Annotated in this window: 14 protein-coding genes; 12 read left to right on the top strand and 2 right to left on the bottom strand. The window is 58.6% G+C overall.

The window, feature by feature from the left end:
* Window positions 1-2: 2 nt before the first annotated feature.
* The 3 genes from I6F38_RS33285 to I6F38_RS33275 all read left to right on the top strand — a co-directional run bounded on the left by I6F38_RS33285 (window position 3) and on the right by I6F38_RS33275 (window position 3,512).
* The gene (locus I6F38_RS33285) at window positions 3-932 is read left to right on the top strand and encodes an NAD(P)-dependent oxidoreductase (protein WP_172647616.1); all 930 of its coding nucleotides are present in this window, start codon (window positions 3-5) and stop codon (window positions 930-932) included.
* Window positions 866-2,089: a glycosyltransferase family 1 protein gene (locus I6F38_RS33280; RefSeq protein WP_225163385.1), complete on the top strand. Its 1,224-nt coding sequence runs from the start codon at window positions 866-868 to the stop codon at window positions 2,087-2,089. The genes I6F38_RS33285 and I6F38_RS33280 overlap by 67 nt, the downstream gene beginning before the upstream one ends.
* 433 nt (window positions 2,090-2,522) lie before the next feature.
* Window positions 2,523-3,512: a hypothetical protein gene (locus I6F38_RS33275; protein ID WP_194483240.1), complete on the top strand. Its 990-nt coding sequence runs from the start codon at window positions 2,523-2,525 to the stop codon at window positions 3,510-3,512.
* 484 nt (window positions 3,513-3,996) lie between these two features.
* Here I6F38_RS33275 and I6F38_RS33270 read toward each other — a convergent pair whose 3' ends face one another.
* Both I6F38_RS33270 and I6F38_RS33265 read right to left on the bottom strand, forming a co-directional pair.
* Window positions 3,997-5,328: a hypothetical protein gene (locus I6F38_RS33270; protein WP_063787333.1), complete on the bottom strand. Its 1,332-nt coding sequence runs from the start codon at window positions 5,326-5,328 to the stop codon at window positions 3,997-3,999.
* Between the two features lie 705 nt (window positions 5,329-6,033).
* A complete protein-coding gene (locus I6F38_RS33265) occupies window positions 6,034-7,218 on the bottom strand; it encodes a glycosyltransferase family 4 protein (RefSeq protein WP_172647618.1) in 1,185 nt (394 codons plus the stop codon).
* Window positions 7,219-7,929: 711 nt separating this feature from the next.
* On the opposite strand from I6F38_RS33265, the gene I6F38_RS33260 reads away from it, so the two are divergent.
* The 9 genes from I6F38_RS33260 (at window position 7,930) to I6F38_RS33220 (ending at window position 19,647) form a co-directional block, all read left to right on the top strand.
* Window positions 7,930-8,571, top strand: a complete 642-nt coding sequence (locus tag I6F38_RS33260) for a winged helix-turn-helix transcriptional regulator (RefSeq protein ID WP_172647619.1) — start codon at window positions 7,930-7,932, stop codon at window positions 8,569-8,571.
* An 84-nt stretch (window positions 8,572-8,655) separates the two neighbouring features.
* Entirely contained in the window at window positions 8,656-10,599 is a 1,944-nt protein-coding gene (asnB, locus tag I6F38_RS33255) for an asparagine synthase (glutamine-hydrolyzing) (protein WP_172647620.1), read from the top strand.
* A complete protein-coding gene (locus tag I6F38_RS33250) occupies window positions 10,596-11,396 on the top strand; it encodes an ABC transporter permease (protein WP_028338356.1) in 801 nt (266 codons plus the stop codon). Before asnB ends, I6F38_RS33250 begins: the two co-directional genes overlap by 4 nt.
* A complete protein-coding gene (locus I6F38_RS33245; RefSeq protein WP_225163384.1) occupies window positions 11,393-12,736 on the top strand; it encodes an ABC transporter ATP-binding protein in 1,344 nt (447 codons plus the stop codon). Before I6F38_RS33250 ends, I6F38_RS33245 begins: the two co-directional genes overlap by 4 nt.
* 8 nt (window positions 12,737-12,744) lie before the next feature.
* A complete protein-coding gene (locus tag I6F38_RS33240; protein WP_172647622.1) occupies window positions 12,745-13,608 on the top strand; it encodes a TylF/MycF/NovP-related O-methyltransferase in 864 nt (287 codons plus the stop codon).
* A 43-nt stretch (window positions 13,609-13,651) separates the two neighbouring features.
* The gene (locus I6F38_RS33235) at window positions 13,652-15,817 is read left to right on the top strand and encodes a methyltransferase domain-containing protein (protein WP_172647623.1); all 2,166 of its coding nucleotides are present in this window, start codon (window positions 13,652-13,654) and stop codon (window positions 15,815-15,817) included.
* Between the two features lie 122 nt (window positions 15,818-15,939).
* Window positions 15,940-17,532 (top strand): glycosyltransferase, encoded by a 1,593-nt coding sequence (locus I6F38_RS44290; protein ID WP_172647624.1) that lies wholly within the window; start codon window positions 15,940-15,942, stop codon window positions 17,530-17,532.
* Window positions 17,533-17,554: 22 nt separating this feature from the next.
* The gene (locus I6F38_RS33225; protein WP_172647625.1) at window positions 17,555-18,364 is read left to right on the top strand and encodes a class I SAM-dependent methyltransferase; all 810 of its coding nucleotides are present in this window, start codon (window positions 17,555-17,557) and stop codon (window positions 18,362-18,364) included.
* 107 nt (window positions 18,365-18,471) lie between these two features.
* Complete coding sequence (locus I6F38_RS33220; protein ID WP_172647626.1) at window positions 18,472-19,647, top strand: glycosyltransferase; 1,176 nt, start codon at window positions 18,472-18,474, stop codon at window positions 19,645-19,647.
* Window position 19,648 lies beyond the last annotated feature (1 nt).

Below are 19,648 nucleotides of genomic sequence, written 5' to 3'. Positions count from 1 at the left end.
CGATGATCGTCTGGGTCACAGGCGCGAATGGGTTCATCGGCCGCCATCTCGTGCATGAGCTGGCGGGAGCGGGCCATGCGGTGCTCGGCGTCGGGCATGGCGCACTCGATGCAGCGGAAGTTCGCCGGCTTGGTTTGCAGAGCTGGATCAACGGCGAGATCGACGCGGCCAATCTCAACGCGCTTGCCACCGCCCACGGGCTGCCGGCGCAGATCTTTCATCTGGCTGGCGGATCGTCGGTCGGCATCTCGATCGAGCGGCCGTTCGAGGACTTTTCGCGGACCGTGGCGAGCACCGCGCGGCTGCTCGAATGGCTGCGCGGATCCGCGCCGACCTGCGCCGTGATCGCGGCGTCAAGTGCGGCCGTCTATGGAGCCGACCATGTCGGCCCGATCGCTGAAAGCGCGATCGCAACTCCGATGTCGCCCTATGGGCAGCACAAGTTGATGATGGAGCAATTGTGCCGGAGCTACGCGCAGTCGTTTGGCATCCGCTGCGCGATCGTGCGGTTGTTCTCGGTTTATGGACCCAATCTGCGCAAGCAGCTGCTCTGGGACATCTGCTCGCGGCTGGCGGCCAAGGAGCAGGTGCTCACGCTTGGCGGGACCGGCAACGAAATCCGCGACTGGACCGACGTTCGCGATGTCGCAAGGCTGCTCGCAAGCGTCGCAGCGCCGTCGTCGCCGGCGGCCTTCCGGGTCATCAATGGCGGGTCGGGCCGCGGGACCAGCGTTGCCGATATCGCAGCCGGTCTCATCCGGGAGTGGGGCGGCAATACCGTTGTGCGGCACTCGGGCGTAAGCCGGCCCGGCGATCCCCTGAGCCTGTTGGCCGATGATGCCGTGCTGCGCCAGATCGGGTTCGATTGGCGCATTCCGCTCGATCGGGGCCTTGCCGATTACGTGGCCTGGTTCAAGGGGCAGGCTTCGTGACGCCCCGCCCATTGCGGTTCGCGTTCAGTCACATTTCGCGACGGCTTTGGGCCGGCGGCTACAATTATCAGCGCAATCTGTTTGCGGCGCTTGCCAGGTTTCTGCCCGGCGAATTCGTTCCGATCGTCTTTGCCGGGAACAGGGCCGAGCAGAATGAGCTCGCGGAGCTTGCCGGAATACCGGGTGTCGAGGTCGTTCGATCGGAAGCGTTCGATGGACAGCCAGGGTTGGCCGCGGCACTCGGGCTTGGTCTGGATCGCGGAGCCGCGGCGGCGTTTCGCGGCGCCGGGATTGACGTCGTCGTCGAATCGGCACGTTTCTTTGGTTGGCGACTCGCGCATCCGGCAGTGGCGTGGATTCCGGATCTGCAGCACCGCTCGCTGCCGCAACTGTTTCCAACGACGGCACGCTGGCGCCGCGAGCTTGGCTTTCGCATGCAAATCGCCTCGGGCCGAACCATCATGCTGAGCAGCGAGAGCGCGCTGCGTGATTTCAAGGCCTACTATCCAGGCGCAAGAAACAAGGTCTGCGTCGTTCGCTTCGCGACCCAGCCACCGGCCGCGTTCCTGAACACCGACCCGTCGGACGTAATCGCGGAATATAATCTGCCGGCGAACTATTTCTACCTACCCAATCAGTTCTATCGCCACAAGAACCACCAGCTCGTCGTCGACGCCTTGACGATCCTGAAGGGGCGGGCGATCGACGTGGTGATCTGTGCATCCGGCAGCAAGGAAGACCGGCGCGAGCCGGGTTACTATGATCTGGTAAACTCCGAGATCCAAAAGCGCGGCCTTGAAGCGCAGTTCCGCCACCTTGGCGTTATCCCGCTGCCGCATGTCTACGCGCTGCTGCGCGCTTCAACAGCCCTGATCAACCCATCGCGCTTCGAGGGCTGGAGCACGACCGTCGAGGAGGCGAAGTCGTTTGGCGTTCCAGTGATCCTGTCGGATATCGACGTGCACCGCGAGCAGACCTCAGGTGCCGCCCGCTATTTCGGCGTCGATGACCCGGTCGCGCTGGCGGATCATCTGATGCAGATTTCGGAGATGGATAGCCCTCCGACGGTACGAAACATTGTCCCGCATCAGGACGACAATGTCCGTGCGTTCGCGCGAAGCTTTTCGGACGCTATCCGGCAAACCGCCGTGAGTTGAAGGCCAGCTTCCTGGGGGCGGCAAGACGTGACCCCACGCTACCTCATAAGCGACCACCATGATCGCCGAGCCGGCCATCGACGCTGCTGAGCTGCGCAATTCAGGAAGATAGCTTGCCCTTCATCGATTGATACTTGAGTTGCGCTCGGCAGCAATCCTTGCTGCCTGCTAGCCCTCCGCGATTTTCCAGGCGCGCCGGCAGAGTCACCAAGCGCTCCGTCACCTGGTTAGCCAATGTGGTTCTTGGGTTTCAGATTGCACCAGTGTTTCTGTAGGTTTCTGGCGGGCCAAATCTGCACGGTGAATAGCTCAATTGAGCTATTCACGCTCTCACCGTTTGAAAATAATGTGTTCAAGCACAAGAAGCGTCTTGCGTCTCATGCGGGTGCAGTACGGAGCTTAAGAGCGCCCTCAACAAAGAGCATCGCCGCCGATGAACTGGCTGAGGACCCTGCCGAGGCTCAGAAGGCCGACCCTGCTGCGGACGGTCGTCGCAATCTTGCTGGTGGCCGTCTCTGCTTCGCAGCTTCTGCCTAGGCAATCGCGAGGCAGGCAAGTTGGTGTACCCGGATACGACTATGTGAGCGGGCGCTCACTTAGCGAGATTCCGGACGCCGAACTCGTCCGACGTCCTTCTGAGACCGACGATGTCGCCTACGCGAACCGGATCGCGCTCGCGGTGCACTACACCAGCTACAACTGCGAACCGGGCGACTTCTCGTTGACGCCGATTGAGCGTGCTCTTTCTGCAACTCTTGCTCAGTTAGCACTAATCGACGCGAGCCTAATTTGGAGCGAGGGCCTTCTTCAGAAACGTACGCTGATATGCGGCTTCTGTGGCCAGCGCGCAGTGATCACTTCCGAGATTCTTCGCAAAAATGGCATTCAAGCGTGGGCGTTCGGTGTCGGTGGCCATGTGCTCGTAAAGTTTGCTGCCGGTGGGCACGACTACCTGGTTGATCCAGACTATGGGATTTCGGCTTACAGGTACGACGTGCGGCGCGGCGTCTTGCGAGCGGAGATTGCCGGGAAATACACAAAAGCAGGTTGGGCAAACGCCAACGAGATCTACCGCTACGTATCGAGTCGATCCGACAATGAGGACTATTTGAATCCCGAGTACGTTTTGCACATTGAGAACATGCAGGACGTCGTTTTCCACTATGCCAATGCAATCGCAATAGGATTGATCTTGCTGGCTCCGTGCGCTGCTTTTGGTGTCCGGTCAAAGATCGCTCGATCCGCTTCTTGGTCACCTCGTGTTCTGACCGCTCGTGAATATCTGCTTCCAGATGCAAAACGCGCAAGTTGGAGGGGCGAGAGGTTCAGTGATCGAACCTCGATGGGAATAGCCGGCTCAACAAACTTGGACGATGAGGAATTCGGAGCGAGACGAAGGGGTCCTTCGCGTCTGGATCAATGACTCGGTAGGCTCGCCCGTTTGTATTCGGGTCGCTGTTGTCGCTCGTCGAGAAAATCAAGGACGATTGCCAATGAGAGTATCGTCCGTTTCCTTTCTCGGCGATATCGACGTGCGTCGTATGAGCTGGTCCGAGAGCGTGACGGTCTTCTGTCACTTCAAGCCGCGACCGACTGGGTGCCTCATTGCTGTCCGAGACGGCGCCTGGAATAAGCGTCAGATATTGCCAAGCGTTGCCGCCAAAATGTTTGAATGGCGGGCGGATGATGCCCGGGTCCGGCTCACGCCAAGGCGGAAGCGTATCGAGGTAGAGCCCGAGCGGAATGTATAAGATCGCTCCAAAAATGGTCGCGAGAACGAGCCTCCGCTGAAATCGCTTCGACATGTCGTGTCCAGTTTGCAGATCAGGATGCGGCGTAGATCAGGGCGAAATGCAGTGTTGGCTCGCACCAAATGCGATCGCTAACCAACATCGACCGCTTGATGGTCATGCGAGGTGCTCTTCAAGCTTCCTCTCGACGGCGACAGATCCACTCTGCGATGCAAAGACTGAGCGCGGCGTCAGATACCATAGCAGAAAAAGTACGGCGGCGCCGTGAGAGAGGAGGGTTGTCGTGAATGGCACGTTCAAGAGGATCTGAGGAAGGATCGCACCAGATACAAGGATGAAGCGAGGAGGAAGGCCCGAGGAAAATCGATTGACGAGAGCGATTACTAGTCCGCACGCCAAAACCGGGATCGGCGCCAGGAGAACGCCGACCGAAGCGATCCCTTCGGTCGCGAAAAGGGAGGCATTGAAATTACCGAGCCGGTAGGCCTGCTGCATCACTTCTCCCAACTGAACCGTATAGGGACAAGAGACGAGGGTTTTGACAAATGTAATCTGGCAGAAGGATGTGAGAGGGTGGTTGAAGAAGAAGTCGTTGTAGATATCCATCGCATTTGAAGGCGTAGCAATCATTCGAAGATTGACGATATCGAGATAGCGCGTGTCGCTGATGCCGAGGATGGCATACGAGACGACGCCGATAATCAGCGGTACGAATAGCGAGAGCACAACTGCAATTCGGCAATCGAGCAGGCGCGTCAGTACAGCCATGGCCAGAAGCCACATTGGTGTGAAGAACGCGATCTTATTGAGCGTGATTGGGTAGACAAGCAGCAATAGGACAAGCGTCAGTCCAGCTCGCCAGTAATTCCGCCGCTCCACAAAGCAAGCAAAGGTGAAGGGCAACAGGGCGTTCGAAACAACGCCAATGCAGTAGACGAGCGGGGAGGGCATGTTGATCTTGTCGCGGAAGTCGTACATCTGCCCGAGCGAGACCATTTTGAAGCTATAGCTTGCGGCTATCAGGATCGTGGCCACACCGACTGCCAAGATAATTGTCAATGCGCGGTAGAAGGTTGTTTCGCTAATCGTGAACACTTGTCGGATCGGAGATGTCACGAGGAGTGACGGCGCCATGAATGCTATCATGGACGCGACGGCAGAGGCTCCACTGAGCCAGTGATTGTACTCGAAGCGGGAGAAACAATTTAGCCAGAGGTATCCAAGGATCATGGTGTAAAAATAAAAGCTGAGAAAATAACCAAAGCTGAATGGAACGAGGAGGAAAAGGTAGGAGAGAGCGGCAAACGCGGCGATCGTTGCGATCGCCCCGTAGAGCAGTTCGGCATCATAAAAAATATGGAAGTTGCCGTAGCTGCGGCTGAGATAGCCGAGCGAGATGCAGCAGGCGACGATATGGAAGCTGATCAATACGCCCAAGCTCACGCGCGTTGAAATCTTGCCCGCTACCGCGATCTCGTTCGTATTCATGCTGCCAGTCCCGTTGCAGGTCATGCGCGGCCGGTGAGTGTGGCTGGCGGCCTGCGGATTCGAAGATTCGAGAACTTAACCTGCTTGGTGCCAAGAGTAAGCCTCTGTTATCTCAAACGAAGCAATAATTGCCAACAATTGCCGTGATGACGTTCGTCATCTTTCGCAGATGCGGAGCCTCGCGAACATGGCGCAGCGTATCTTGAGTTCGGCCGGCGCCGCTGCGCGGCTGGGCCGGATCAACGAACCGCGCCGCAATTCCGCGGCGACGCTGTGCTTGCTTCGTTCGCTTGGGCTCTCCCGGTCATCACAGCTATGGCTGGTCCCGGGACCCAGGGCACTCAAGATTTCGAGTGAGCCGAGTTGCTTCCATGAGCGGAACTCTCTGGTCGTGCTTGACGATTGCATTGTCCTGTAAACACCGGGAAGCAGGTTGACAAGTCGCCAATTGTCGAACGAGCAGCAAAGCAATTCAGCCAGCCTCCGCTTGCGCGGGCGTTTCTGTGGGCGAGTCCCATGGAGGAGTTCATGAGATTTCCTTGGCAACTGCCGCATTCACAGGCCGGCCGCCGGCGCAGGAGCCCGGAGAATAGTGGTGATATCAAGCACGGCACGACACGTTGGCCGCAGCCTGTGAGGGACATCGCTTTGACGCCGGCTGCGTCAGTTCGCTTGTTCAGTGGGCCGCAATCGGCGAGGTCGCGGTTATCGATCGGTTCGGGCGTTCGAAGCAGTCAGTGGCGTCTCACTGCGCGCCAATATGTCACCGTAGAGCTGAGTGATCGTGTAACCGATGATCCTTGCAGAGAATCGCTCCGACACGCGTCGTCTCGCCGCAGCACCGAACCTCGCCCGCAACTCAGGCGCTTCAGCAAGCCGCAGAATTGCGCTCGCCAGGGCTATTGGGTCCTCGAGTGGTACCAAGAGGCCGGTTTGATCAGCAAGCACAATCTCGCGGCAGCCAGGCGTGTCCGTCGCAATCAGGGGCCTGCCGCAGGCGGCTGCTTCCATCAACGCTCCCGGAAGCCCTTCACGATACGAAGGCAATGCCGCGATGTGTGAAGCGCGCCACAGCGAGGTGATGTCGTCGATGTGCCCGAGCCACGTGATGCCCGGTCGTGCGATCCAGGCTTCGATCTCGTCGTGTGACACGGACGATGGATTCGCCGGGTCAGGATTACCTGCGATGATAAGGTTGATATCGTGTCCTTGATCGCGCAGTAGACCGTGGGCGCGAACCAAAGTGCGGATGCCTTTGTCGACCAGCAGCCTCCCCGCGAATCCGATCGTGATCGGGCCTGCCGGCTCAGGTAGCGGTTGCAATGATTCATCATCAACGCCAGATCCCGGAATCAACGTCATGCGGTCGGGCTTGGCACCGAGCGCCATCAGCGCCTCGCGGTCGTCGGGATTTTGCACGATTGTGTAGCTGCGATTTCGATTGAGCAGCCAAGGCAGCAGTTGGGTCAGGACGCGCTTCAGCAGACGTGACTGCGAACTCGATGACGTGAAGATATAGCCGAGCCCGGTGATCGCATTGACGACGGGGAATCTCCGGTCGAGCGCAGCCAGCGAACCAAAGACGCAGCATTGCACCCCGGAATGGTGCACGATGCTTGGCTTGATCGCGCGCTCCACCTCCCGGATAGCTTTCAGCGCCGCAGCAGCCGTGAGCATCGCCCGTTGACCACGTTGGAAGGGGATCTGGTGAAGTACAAAGTCCTCCGCCTTGATGGAGGCGGCGCCGCTGCTCACATTGGTCGCCACATGAACCTCAAGGCCGGCGTCACGCGCTGCCCGCGCCATTGGCAGGCGATTGAGCAAGAACGCCCAGTCCTCGTTAGCGATGTAGAGGATGCGACCCTTCAGCTTGATTTCTAGGGGATTCATTGATCAGTCGAAGCAGGATTGTCGGAAGCCCGGATTTCATGGGTAATCGGGAGCATGAAAAATCTGTGTCGTCTCGAAGGGAGCGGCAGGACCGCAAGTAGGCCATCAGCATCGTCGCCAACGTCACGAAGGGCCGCAGTCATACCACGGGATGACGCACGTCCACCAGCAGTGCGGCGGCCTGCCGCATGGTTCGGGTGCGACATCATCAGATTTGGTGGGTACGAAGTTCGAGCGATGCGCTGCTTGTGCCGCCTGGGTCTATCACAGCGCCGGCTGCTGCTGCGCGGACGATTCGACGCGGTTGCTCTTGATTTGCGCCAGCTCCAACCGCCCAGTACAGGCGCTTATCGGATGTGGTGACCGCTCATTCCGAGGCGTCGTTGTTCGTCGACATTGCGGTCAGCGCACTCTGGAATGTTATTCATCGAACGCAACTACTGGCGGGAGGGGTATGGTCAGTCCATTTGGCGGCGTTCGAACGCGGCCGGTGGCAGCGCCGAGCGAATACTCGGTACGCCGTAGTGAGTGGGCATTTGCATCCAGGCTAAGAAAAGGCGCCTGTCCGAGCATGCCAATTTGCTTGCTCAATTAGCTATCCATAAAATTCTTCAACAAATTCAATTGGATTGAATTGTTCACGTCGTGAACGTTCGACTTGACGTTCACGGCATGAACGGACTATCTGTCGCCGACGGAGGGGGAGTCTCAATGGACCACACGTTGCCGGATTCTAGCGGGGAGGACGAACGGATCGTCCTTAATTTGCTGAATTCCGTCGATGATGGCGCGCAATCGCAGCGCCGCATCGCGGAGGAGCTTGGTATCGCGCTTGGCCTCGTTAACGCCTACCTCAAGCGATGCATCAAGAAGGGCCTTGTCAAAGTCAGCCAGGCGCCGGCGCGTCGCTACGCCTATTACCTGACGCCAAAGGGCTTCGCTGAGAAATCGCGCCTGACCGTGGAATATCTGTCGTCCTCTTTCTCGTTTTTTCGTCAGGCCAAGGCCGATTGTGCGCAGGTCCTTCAATTGGCGAAGGCGCGGCATTTCCAGAATCTGGTGCTTTGCGGGAGGTCGGACTTGGCCGAGATTGCCATGCTGTCGGCTGTCGATTGCGGTGTCTCGATCGTCGCAATTGTTGATGAAAATGCAGGCGACACGCGTTTCGTCGGGGTCCAGGTTGTTGCTGGCTACGATCGTGTTGCCATTCCATTTGATGCTGTGATGATCACCGATGTGGCCAATCCCAGTCGGGCTTTCGATGAAGCGGTACGCCTCTACGGACCAGGCCGTGTACTGGCTCCAAGCTTGCTGGGCTTGAATCACCAGGAGCATCAGGAGGCAGCGCAATGATTGCGTCAAATACACGTTCCTTGCTGCTCTGCTTTTTTCAGTGATCTGAACAGTGTCTACGGCCAGGGGGAGAGGGGCGCAGTAATGTGCGGCATTGCGGGTTTCATGCGACTTCGGCCGGGCGGCCGCGGGCCTCTATCGCAGCGGGTCCTCGACGAAATGACCGATAGCCTCGCATATCGTGGGCCGGATTCGCGCGGCACTTGGCTCGACAGCGAACGAGGTGTGGGCTTCGGTCACCGACGTCTGGCGATCCGTGATTTGACCCCCACGGGCGCTCAACCGATGACGTCGGGATGTGGGCGGTTCGTCATTGTCTACAATGGTGAGGTTTACTCCCATAACGAGATTGCGGCCGATCTTGAGCGGACCAATCGTCGGCTCAAAGGTCACTCGGATACTGAAGTTATCCTCGAGGCCTGCGCGGAATGGGGCATCGAAAACGTGGTGCCGCGCCTGATCGGCATGTTCGCCATCGCGCTCTATGACAAGCAGACTGGCGACCTGACTCTTGTGCGCGACCGCCTTGGAATCAAGCCGCTTTACTGGAGCGTAATTGACGGGGTGCTGACCTTCGGCTCGGAATTGAAAGCGCTGCGCGCTGTTCCGGGCTGGGCGCCAGCCGTGGATCGCAACGCGATGGCTTCGTTCATGCGCCACAACTATATCCCGGCGCCTTTTACGATCTATAAGGATACCTACAAGCTTGAACCGGGCACCATGCTCAAGACCAAGCTTGGCGGCGAAGTTTCGACTGAGCGTTTCTGGAATCTCAGAGGCCTCGTTGAGACGTCGGTAGGCGGCAAATCGAAAATCGACGAGGGCGAGGCGATCAATCGCCTTGATGCTCTGCTGTCCGATGCGGTGAGGCGCCGGCTGGTTGCCGACGTGCCGATTGGTTCGCTGTTGTCGGGAGGGATAGACTCCTCGCTCGTGACTGCGCTGATGGCAGAGACCGCAGATCGAAAGATCAATACATTCTCGATCGGTTTTGCGGAGAAGGGATTTGACGAGGCGCCCTTTGCGCGCGAGGTCGCGCGCCATCTCGGAACTGACCACACCGAATTGTATGCTGATGCCTCGCATGCCTTGGATATGGTTGAGCATCTCCCGCAATGGTACGACGAACCGTTCGCCGACTCCTCTCAACTGCCGACCGCCTTGGTGTGCGAGCTGACCCGTCAGCATGTTAAGGTCGTGCTTTCGGGAGATGGTGGCGATGAATTATTCGCGGGCTACTCCCGCTATGCCTACGCGCTGGATATGCGAAAGGTCGCCAGCCCCGCCCCAGGGGCTTTGCGCAATGTGCTGGCTCGAGGTCTCCGTGCTGTTCCGAGGCGTGCCTTGGATCAGATCGGCGAGGTGCTGCCGGGCCGCTGGCGGATAAACGGTCTTGGTTCGAAGGTTGAACGGTACGCCCCGGCCATTCTCGAGGGTGATCCCGACACGCTCTATCGCGGGATGCTGAGCCATTGGCACACACCGGACGATCTGGTGATCGGAGCTTCCGAGACCAAGGGGGTGCTTTGGGATACGCATCTCCCGACCGGCGTTCCGAATTTTCTCGACCGGATGATGCTTATCGACACTCTCACCTATCTGCCTGACGACATTCTGACGAAGGTCGATCGCGCCAGCATGATCGTCGGCCTCGAAGCGCGGGTTCCGCTACTGGATCACCGGGTCGTGGAATTCTCCTGGACCCTTCCAAGGCATATGAAGTATCGCGATGGCGTTGCCAAATGGGCGTTGCGCGAGGTGCTCTATCGCCGTGTCCCGCGTGCACTGCTTGACCGTCCAAAGATGGGATTTGGCGTGCCGCTGGCGGAGTGGCTGAGGGGACCGCTGAGGGACTGGGCGGAAGAATTGTTGGCTGAGAAAAGATTGAAGGACCAGGAATTGTTTACTCCCGCACCGATCCGAGAGCGATGGCAAGCGCATCTGGCTGGCGCGAACTGGGCCTATCCACTGTGGAATGTCTTGATGGCGCAAGCGTGGCTGTCGGCTAATCCGGAGGTCTCGCTGTGATCGCGGCGCAGTCACTTCTTGGCTCGGTGTACGGACACCGCGAGCTCGTTGCTGAGCTCGTGAAGCGTGAGTTGCGTGATCGTCACACCGGACAGCTGCTGGGCGCGCTGTGGGCTTATGGCCATCCGCTGCTGCTCATGCTGATGTACTCGCTCCTGTTCGCCTACGTATTCCCGACCCGCGTCGGTAGCAGCGGCGGCCATCCCGATTTTGCCGTCAATGTCTTGATCGGAATAGTCTCGTGGCTGGCGTTTCAGGATTTGCTGGCGCGCTCCACCACGATATTGACCGCTCATGCGAGCCTCGTGAAGCAGATTATTTTTCCGGTCGTGGTATTGCCGATCAAGACTGCGATCGCTTCGGCGCTTCCATACTCAATCGCGCTTCTGTTCACGATCGGCTACGCTGCGGTCAGCGGAACCCTGACCTTCATGGTTCTGACCGTCCCGTTCCTGATTGCGATCCAACTCATTGCGATGACCGGCGTTGCTCTCATGCTATCGGCCCTCGGCATCTTCTTTCGCGATTTGCGCGACATCGTGACGATCTTCTGTGCGGTCAACCTGTTCGCACAGCCCATCTTGTTCAACCCGTATGTGACGCCGAGCTGGATGAATTGGGTTTTTCATTTCAATCCGTTCAGCTACCAGGTTTGGTGCTGGCAGGACGCGCTCTATTTTGGAGCCTTTCAACATCCGGCGGCTTGGATTGTTTTTCCCCTTGGGGCGGTCTCCTGCCTGGCAATCGGCTACGCAGTATTCTCTCGCCTGCAGCACGGCTTTGGTGACGCGCTATGACCGGATCCGAAATCGCCATCCGTGCGCGCGGGCTGCGAAAGGCGTACCGCGTCTATGAGCATGCAATCGATCCGCTGGTGGAAGTTATTCGCCGCGTTCCGCGCCACACCGAGCGCGTGGCCCTTCAGGCCGTCGATCTCGATCTCAAGCGTGGAGAGATCGTCGGAATTCTTGGGCGCAACGGGGCCGGAAAATCGACGCTGCTCAAGATCATCGCCGGAACACTCGAGCGCTCGTCGGGTGATTTGGACGTCAACGGCCGGATCACCGCCATCCTCGAACTGGGAACCGGCTTTCACCCGGACTACACCGGCCGAGAGAACATTTTCATGGGTGGGCTGTGCCTCGGCATGCCCAAGGCGGAAATCGAACGCAAGCTCGATTCGATCATCGAATTTAGCGAGTTGCGGGACGTGATCGACCAGCCTTTCAAGACCTATTCGACCGGGATGCAGGCGCGTCTCACGTTCGCCACGGCGATCAGCGTCGAGCCTGATATCCTGATCGTTGACGAAGCTCTATCGGTTGGCGACGCGCGGTTTCAAATGAAGTGCTTCGGCTGGATCCAGCGGCTGAAGCAGAAGAACGCGACGATCTTGCTCGTGTCCCATGATACCAACACGATTACGACTTTCTGCGATCGCGCCCTGATTCTGGAAGGCGGACGAGTCTTCGCGGAAGGCGAGGCCGGGCCGATATCGGTGGTCTATCACAATCTGCTGTTTGGCAAATCGGAAGCGAGCACGGCGACCGCGGCCGAAGAGGCGTCGTCGCCGGGGCTGGAGAACGCGATCAGTCAACGAACCGTCGAGAATACCGACGATTCCGAGCTGCCGGCGGAGGAAATCGCGCCGAAGGTTCGATATGGATCGGGTGAGGGGCGTTTGCTCGATTGGGGGGTGTTCGATGAGCACGGACGGCGCGCAACGCTCCTTCAGAGTGGAAGTAACTATCGCTTTTCGATGCGGTTTCGGTGCGATGCGGACATTCCGGCACTGTCCTGTGGTTTTGCAATCAAGGACCGCAGGGGAACTGTCGTATGGGGGGCAACCAACCTGACCAGCCATGGCGTGGCGTGGCAAGCCCGTGCCGGTGATGTTCTGACGATAGCGTGCGATTGCACGATGTGGTTGGCGGCGGGCGACTTCTTTCTAACGCTCGGCGCCGCGCATCTCCACGATGGTGCAAAAATCGATTTCGTCGAGGATGCCATTCAATTCCGGGTTGTTGGCACAAAAGGGGCTTTCACGACAGCCTTGGTCAATCTGGAGAGTGAAATCGTGATCTCCTCTGAACAAGAGGATGTCGCCCGGGTAAGCGGAGCTGTCGGAGGATGTTGAAGCGAATAATGGCGCCGTTGCTGGGACCGCGCGCGAAGACCGAGAGCGAGGCCCCCGTGCAACCCGCTCCGGCCCCAGTCTACAGTTCTGATGCTACGCGGCTGGCGGCGGAGATCGAGAGCCTTGCGCCGGACAAGGCTGTTCAGCTTCTTACGCTCTTGAAGCGTGGGCTGGAGTTTCAATCCTCCGAATTCGAACGCTATCTTTCGGCGGAGGCGCTGACGACAGCCATCTATCCGAAGTTCAAATTCTCCGAATTTGCTCGAATATTCCTCGAGGATGAAGCATTCCTTGCCTACTACATGAGGTTCATGGATGTAGGGAACTGGCATTCGCTTGATCGCAAATATGCGATGAACGAGTTGCTGAAGCTCGTGCTTCATCTCGAAGGCGATGCCGCCGAATGCGGCGCGTACAGGGGCGCTACGGCCTACTTGCTGTGCCAGGCCTTCAGGAAGATACCGATGTCGATTCATCTCTTCGACAGCTTCGAGGGGTTGTCCGAGCCGGCTTCCGTCGATGGCACGTACTGGCGAAAGGGCTCTCTGACCGCGGCCGAAGATGAGTTGACGCAGAGCTTGCGAGAGTTCGACAACTATCGGATTTACAAGGGCTGGATTCCCACGCGATTTGCCGAAGCGGCCGACTGCAGGTTTCGCTTTGTGCACGTCGATGTCGATCTCTACCAGCCCACGCTTGACTCGCTTCAGTTCTTCTATCCTCGCATGGTTGCGGGTGGCATTATCCTGCTTGATGACCACGGGTTCAAATCATGCCCAGGTGCGAAACAAGCAGCTGACGAATTCTTCGAATCGAAGGCCGAGAATCTCGCGCTTTTGCCAACGGGGCAGGCCTTCACGATCAAGCAGTAGGATGGGGCTTAGCTGCTTCGTACAATGGTGAGAAAGCTCTGACATGGCTGCGGAACGCTTGAAGTGGACCCCCGAACTGGTCAACCGGTTCTGGGACAATGTGGGGCAAACCCGGCTGACCGAACTCAGTTTCGCGAAGCTTGGCGGCCGTAGTGTCATTACGGCTATCGATCACATACTTCCAAAGCACGGACGCATTCTCGATTTCGGTGCCGGCGATGGCCACCTTCTTCGCTTCATGGCCCAGCGGGGCCTGACTGTGGCGGGATACGAGCCGTCGAAAGGACGCGCGGCAAATCTGCAGCGTGCGCTGGAGAATTTCGATGGATTCCTGGGCGTCGTGGGCGACGACTCGACGGAGACCTTTGATGTCGTAATCATGTCCGAGGTCATCGAGCATGTTCTGGACGAGGTCATGGACGTCACGCTTGATCGTCTGGCGCGCTTTGTGCGGCCCGGGGGCGTGTTGGTCATCACGACGCCCAACAACGAAGACCTCGATTTGGACATGGCATACTGCCCGGTCAGCAATTTGCTGTTCCATCGCTGGCAGCACGTTCGCTCACTCGATCAATCGTCACTGAAAGCACTTCTCTCCCGGTTCGGCTTCGACGAGGTGGTGACGCATCAGGTGGGGTTCGACGACAACATCTTTGTCCCGAACGATGCCTTCTGGAGCGGAAAGCCGCTCGTTGATCCTTTGCCGGATTGGCTTCAGAACATGCGCCAGAACAAGCCAACTCAGGCTGGGGCGGGGAATCGACTTCTGTACATTGGGCAGAAGGGGCGAGCGACCGACTATCAGGAGCAATTAACGGCCTTTCAGGCCCTTGCTGCGCAGGCGAGGTCGAGCGCGTCGGCAAAGGCGTCGCCGCATCGCAGTGGAATCCTGATGATCATTGGTTCGTTGGGCCCGGGTGGCGCCGAACGGCAAATGGTCGCCTTGGTCGAACAGATCGTATCGAGAGGGATTGATTCAGTTACTGTGGCGCTCGTCCATCCGCCGGCGACGGAACGGGAGAATTTCTTCAGAGCCAGGTTGCAGAAGGCGGGCGTCAAAATCATCGACGGCTTCTCTGCCGCCAAATCTCCGACCGGATCCGGGAAGACGGCGGATCCCGATCCATTTGAAGTGTTGTCGCCGGAGCTCGCTGACGTAAGGGCCTACTACGACGTTCTCTCGGATGTAAATCCCGAGACGGTGTATCTCTGGATGGACGAAGTGTGCATCAAAGGAGGCATCGCAGCGACCGTACTGCAGATCCCCCGAACATTGCTCTGCTTTCGCAATATGCCATCCTACAATTTCCCTTACTATCACGGGTACCATCGTGATTGTTATCGGTTCTTGGCAGAGCAACCGAACCTGCAGATGCTAAATAACAGCCATGCTGGTGCGCGCGCGTATGCCGCGTGGCTGGAGCTCCCAGAGGGAGCGATCAAGGTCGTGCACAACGGAATTGACCTCGACAATGATGCTGCACCCAAGGTCCTGAGAAAACAATACCGAGCGGCGTTGGGCATCGATGAGAAGATGCTGATTGTTGGCGGTGTCTTCAGGATGATGACGGAGAAACGTCCGTTCCTCTGGCTCGATGTCGCCGCGATAATACGTGAGAAAATGCCGAATGTGCGCTTCCTGCTGGTGGGCAATGGCGCGCGGTTCGATGATGTTCGCGCTCGCGCCGAGCAGCTTGGGTTGACCGGCGCATTGATATTTGCCGATCTGGAACTGCGCCCGGCCGCGGCAATCGCAGCAATGGACCTATTCTTTCTGGCGTCTCGTATCGAGGGTCTTCCAAACGTCATTCTCGAAGCTCAGGCCCTTGGGGTTCCCGTCGCTACGACCTCCGCTGGAGGCGCTCCCGAGGCTGTGCTGGATGGCAAGACGGGGCAGATATTCAAGCCCGATGCGACAGCGCGGGTTATGGCTGATACTATCGTTGACTTGCTAGGCAACTTGCGCTGGAGAGAAAAAGCTGCGCAACTGGCCCCGCGACAGGTCAAGACTTCTTTTAATATAGAGCTTATGGCCGACGGGATGCTGGCCGCCCGCGATGAAATTGCGGTCCGTTCGGCAGTTGATAGCGAGGTTGTTGAGGCGGGTCCGTCGGCTGATCCTGTTGTGGAGAAGGCAGATCGACCGCAACGACCTTGGGCGCTGCGGTGGTTTGCAGCCAAGCTCCCGTCCTGGATCTATCGATCGTGAGCGGGCGACCGGGCCGAAGCTAGTGCCGAACCCATCGTGCGTATTAAGCAGGATCGAGCAAACCCATGACCGCAAGATTTGAACGGGGGCCGGCTAGGCCATTTGTCTAGGGGGCGAAGAACGTGGGCAAGGAGGAACAAGCGACATCGAAGGGCAATGCTGCATGGCGGCCGCCGGCGCGGACCGTTTCTTCCATGTTTGCAATAGGGCCAAAATTCGTGGCGAGGGCATTCGCCGTGGCGGTCCGTCGCAATCTGCCGCACCGCACGATTGCATTTATTCGGCAGTACCGGCCGCGTCGACCTCCAATCGTCACGTTCAAAGATGCGTATTTGTTCGCCTGGTCGAAGATGGCTCGCTGTCGTCCCTTGTTGGCGCGCGATCCGGCAGAACTCAGCATGGTGGAGCGGGTCGAGCGTGGAATTCTCAAGCTCGTCCTGGCGATGCCTGATGGACGACATCGTCGCGCGCTCAGGCAGTTCGGTATCCAGCTGGAGAGGCAAGGTGTCTCGGCCGCGAGGAGATCGATTGCGCAGCAGCACGGTGTGACGATGATGATCGGCACGCTTGGCCCAGGCGGTGCAGAGCGCCAATTGGTGGTCACGGCGCGGGGGCTTCGCGAAGGCCGGAAGCCAAGCATCCGCGTGGCATGCGTCAATCTATCCTCCCCAGTCAGCAGGTTTTTTCTGCCGGAGCTGGAGTCCAGGGATATTGCAGCCAGCGTCATCGGCACTGAGGTGGACAGCAACCTCGAACCGGCGCGGCGCGCCGTCGTCGATGCCTTGCCGCCGGAACTGCGGGACGACGTGGCCCTCTATGCCAAGACATTGGCGGCGCAGAACCCCGAGATTGCCCATCTGTGGCTCGACGAAGTCAACATCAAAGGGGGTATCGCGGCGGTGCTGACCGGCGTGCCAAAGATCATCATCTCGCAACGTAGTTTGCCGCCGATCAATTTCGTTTTTCATCAGCCATACATGCGTGAAAGCTACCGCTGGCTCGCGCGTCAGCCGGGTGTCAAGATGATCAACAACAGTGCGGCCGGCGCGAGGGCTTACGAGGCGTGGCTTGGATTGGCCAAGGACTCGATTGGCGTTGTCCGCAATGGTTATGCCTTTGATGAGTCCGAGCTGGCGGGGTACAAGGCGGATTGCGCTAAGCTCCGACAGCGCGTCGGGATTGAACCCGGCGCGCAGGTTGTGGGGACCGTGATGCGTTTCACCGAGGAAAAGTGCCCCATGCTGTGGCTGGAGATCGCAGCGCTCATCCGCCGGGAACTGCCTGATGTGCGTTTTCTGATCGTTGGGGATGGACCTTTGCGCGCGGTCATGGAGGCTCGCGCGGCTGCTGACGATTTGGCAGGAGCCGTGTTTTTCGCGGGCCATCTGAAGGAGTCGATGGCCGCTATTGCCAGCATGGACCTGATGCTTCTGACCTCCCGTGCGGAGGGGCTTCCGAACGTTTTGGTCGAAGCGCAGTTCTTGGGGGTGCCCGCTGTGACGACGCCCGCCGGCGGCGCGCCAGAGGCTGTCAATCACGGCAAGTCAGGGTGGGTTCTCCAAGGCTGGGACGCGGCATCGAGTGCTTGCCAAATCGTGCGCCTTTTGCGAGACGGCCACTGGCGAGAAGCCGCGGCGAAAGATGGTCCTGAGTTCGCGTTCAAGCGCTTCGGGGTTCAGCGTGCGATCGATGAAACGCTCGCGGTGTATGGTTAAACGGATTCCAGAGGACAATTTGATGGACCAGGTAGAAGAGAAGCGCTTCGAGTTCGGAAAGAATTGGCATGACTTCATTCAGAAGAATTTTGACGCGGAGAAGGTTCAGACTTCGAAGCGTCATATCCTTCAGTTCATGGGGCGATCCGATCTCAATGGCCTGACGGTTATCGATATTGGCTGTGGCAGCGGGCTGCATTCGATTGCCATGCTCGATGCAGGCGCCGCCCGAGTGGACGGCTTCGACTATGATCCGGATTCGGTCCGGGCCAGCAAATTTGTCCAGTCGCAAGCGGGCAACCCTGCCAATTGGACCGCGGAGCAGGGGTCGGTTCTCGACGATGCCTACGTCGCCAAATTGCCGCTCTACGATCTGGTCTATTCGTGGGGTGTGCTGCATCACACGGGCGAGGTCTGGCATGCGATTAAAAATGCAGCCAGCCGAGTGAAGCCGGGAGGACTGTTCTACATCGCACTCTACTCGGCCGACGTGCAGAAAGATCCGACTCCGGAGTTCTGGCTTGATGTGAAGCGCCGATACGTTGCTTCCGGTTGGCTGCGGCGCAGGCTCATGGACGGTTGGTACGTCTGGCGTTTCGAGATGTACCGAGATCCGCGCAATTTGCCCGCGTTCCTGCGGCGGGTGCGGGAATACAAGAAAATGCGCGGCATGAACAAGTTTACCGACATCCGCGATTGGCTCGGCGGCTGGCCCATGGAGTTCGTCTACGACAAGGACGCGATCGATTTTGTCGAGAAGATGGGCTTCAAGCTCGAGAAGATCGCAACCGGCGAAGCAAATTCCGAATTCCTGTTTGTTCGGAATGCGTAGAGGAACGATGTTACGTGCTCTGCCGCATGGGATCGCGACAAGGCGTTCGCGGTCGCGGCGAGGATGTCATTGATTTTCAGACAATGAGCCCACTCCCGATCATATACGTGATCGGCTCCCTCGATGTCGGGGGAGCCGAGCGGCATCTGGCACAGATCATCCCGAGACTTGATCGCGGCCGATGGAAGCCGGTCGTTTGTTGCTTGACCGAGAGAGGCAAGCTCGCAGACGGTCTGGAGGCGGCCGGCTTCGAGGTGATAGCCCGTCCGGTCGCGCGGCGTTCCGGCGGCGCGTCTCGGATACGAAGCTTCGTGCGTCTCGCTGAGACGGTACTCTGGCTTTGCCGGGTCATGCGCCGATTTCGTCCGGCAATCGCTCATTTCTTTTTGCCTGGGGCATACATCCTGGGGGCTCCGGCGTCGATTCTGGCTCGCGTTCCCGTTCGGATCATGAGCCGACGAAGCCTCAATTACTATCAGCGTAACATTCGCTTTAGTCCTGCGATCGAAGGCTGGCTGCATCCCCATATGACGGCCATTCTCGGCAATTCAAACAGCGTGGTGCGCCAACTGCATGATGACGAAAACGTCCAGGCAGATCGGCTCGGCCTGATCTACAACGGCATCGATTTCGCAAAGTATCAAAAGTCTTCGATGGTGCGGCAGGGCGTGCGTGCCTCCCTCGAAATCGATCAAGACGCGCTTGTTTTCATTATGGTGGCAAACCTCATCCCTTACAAAGGACATCAGGATTTGCTCGTGGCTTTCTCGATGGCTTGCCCCCATTTGCCCGCCGGCTGGAGGCTCTTAGTGGTGGGGCGCGACGACGGAATCGGCGGGGCGCTGCGTGAACAAGCGACGAATCTCAAAATAGCTGACAACGTGCTCTTTCTCGATTCAAGAAGCGACGTGCCTGACCTCCTGTGTGGCGCCGACATCGGTGTTCTGTCCTCGCACGAGGAGGGGTTCTCGAATGCGGTGCTCGAGAGCATGGCGGCCGGACTTCCAGTGATCGCAACTGACGTGGGAGGGAACCCGGAGGCGAACATCAACGGAGAAACCGGGGTCATTGTGCCGCCGCGTGACCCCAAGGCGATGAGCGAGGCGATACTCCGTCTCTCGGTGGACGGGGCATTGCGAGTCCGGATGGGTATGAACGCGGCAGATCGGGCCGAAAAGACCTTCAGCCTGGATGCTTGTGTGTCGCGCTATGAGGATCTTTATCGCGGCTTGCTGGAGGGCAAGATTCCGAATGATATCCCGAGCATCCGGATTTCGAAGTAAT

This window comes from Bradyrhizobium sp. BRP56 (assembly GCF_020194035.1).
GTDB classification, from domain to species: domain Bacteria; phylum Pseudomonadota; class Alphaproteobacteria; order Rhizobiales; family Xanthobacteraceae; genus Bradyrhizobium; species Bradyrhizobium australafricanum.
This window is presented reverse-complemented; position numbering and strand designations above follow the sequence as displayed.

What these genes read in the sequence shown, in the direction of transcription:
- I6F38_RS33285 (WP_172647616.1), top strand. Translation starts at nt 3, where the DNA reads ATGATCGTCTGGGTCACAGGCGCGAATGGGTTCATCGGCCGCCATCTC.
- I6F38_RS33275 (WP_194483240.1), top strand. Translation starts at nt 2,523, where the DNA reads ATGAACTGGCTGAGGACCCTGCCGAGGCTCAGAAGGCCGACCCTGCTG.
- I6F38_RS33270 (WP_063787333.1), bottom strand. Translation starts at nt 5,328, where the DNA reads ATGAATACGAACGAGATCGCGGTAGCGGGCAAGATTTCAACGCGCGTG.
- I6F38_RS33265 (WP_172647618.1), bottom strand. Translation starts at nt 7,218, where the DNA reads ATGAATCCCCTAGAAATCAAGCTGAAGGGTCGCATCCTCTACATCGCT.
- I6F38_RS33260 (WP_172647619.1), top strand. Translation starts at nt 7,930, where the DNA reads ATGGACCACACGTTGCCGGATTCTAGCGGGGAGGACGAACGGATCGTC.
- asnB (WP_172647620.1), top strand. Translation starts at nt 8,656, where the DNA reads ATGTGCGGCATTGCGGGTTTCATGCGACTTCGGCCGGGCGGCCGCGGG.
- I6F38_RS33245 (WP_225163384.1), top strand. Translation starts at nt 11,393, where the DNA reads ATGACCGGATCCGAAATCGCCATCCGTGCGCGCGGGCTGCGAAAGGCG.
- I6F38_RS33240 (WP_172647622.1), top strand. Translation starts at nt 12,745, where the DNA reads ATGGCGCCGTTGCTGGGACCGCGCGCGAAGACCGAGAGCGAGGCCCCC.
- I6F38_RS33235 (WP_172647623.1), top strand. Translation starts at nt 13,652, where the DNA reads ATGGCTGCGGAACGCTTGAAGTGGACCCCCGAACTGGTCAACCGGTTC.
- I6F38_RS33225 (WP_172647625.1), top strand. Translation starts at nt 17,555, where the DNA reads ATGGACCAGGTAGAAGAGAAGCGCTTCGAGTTCGGAAAGAATTGGCAT.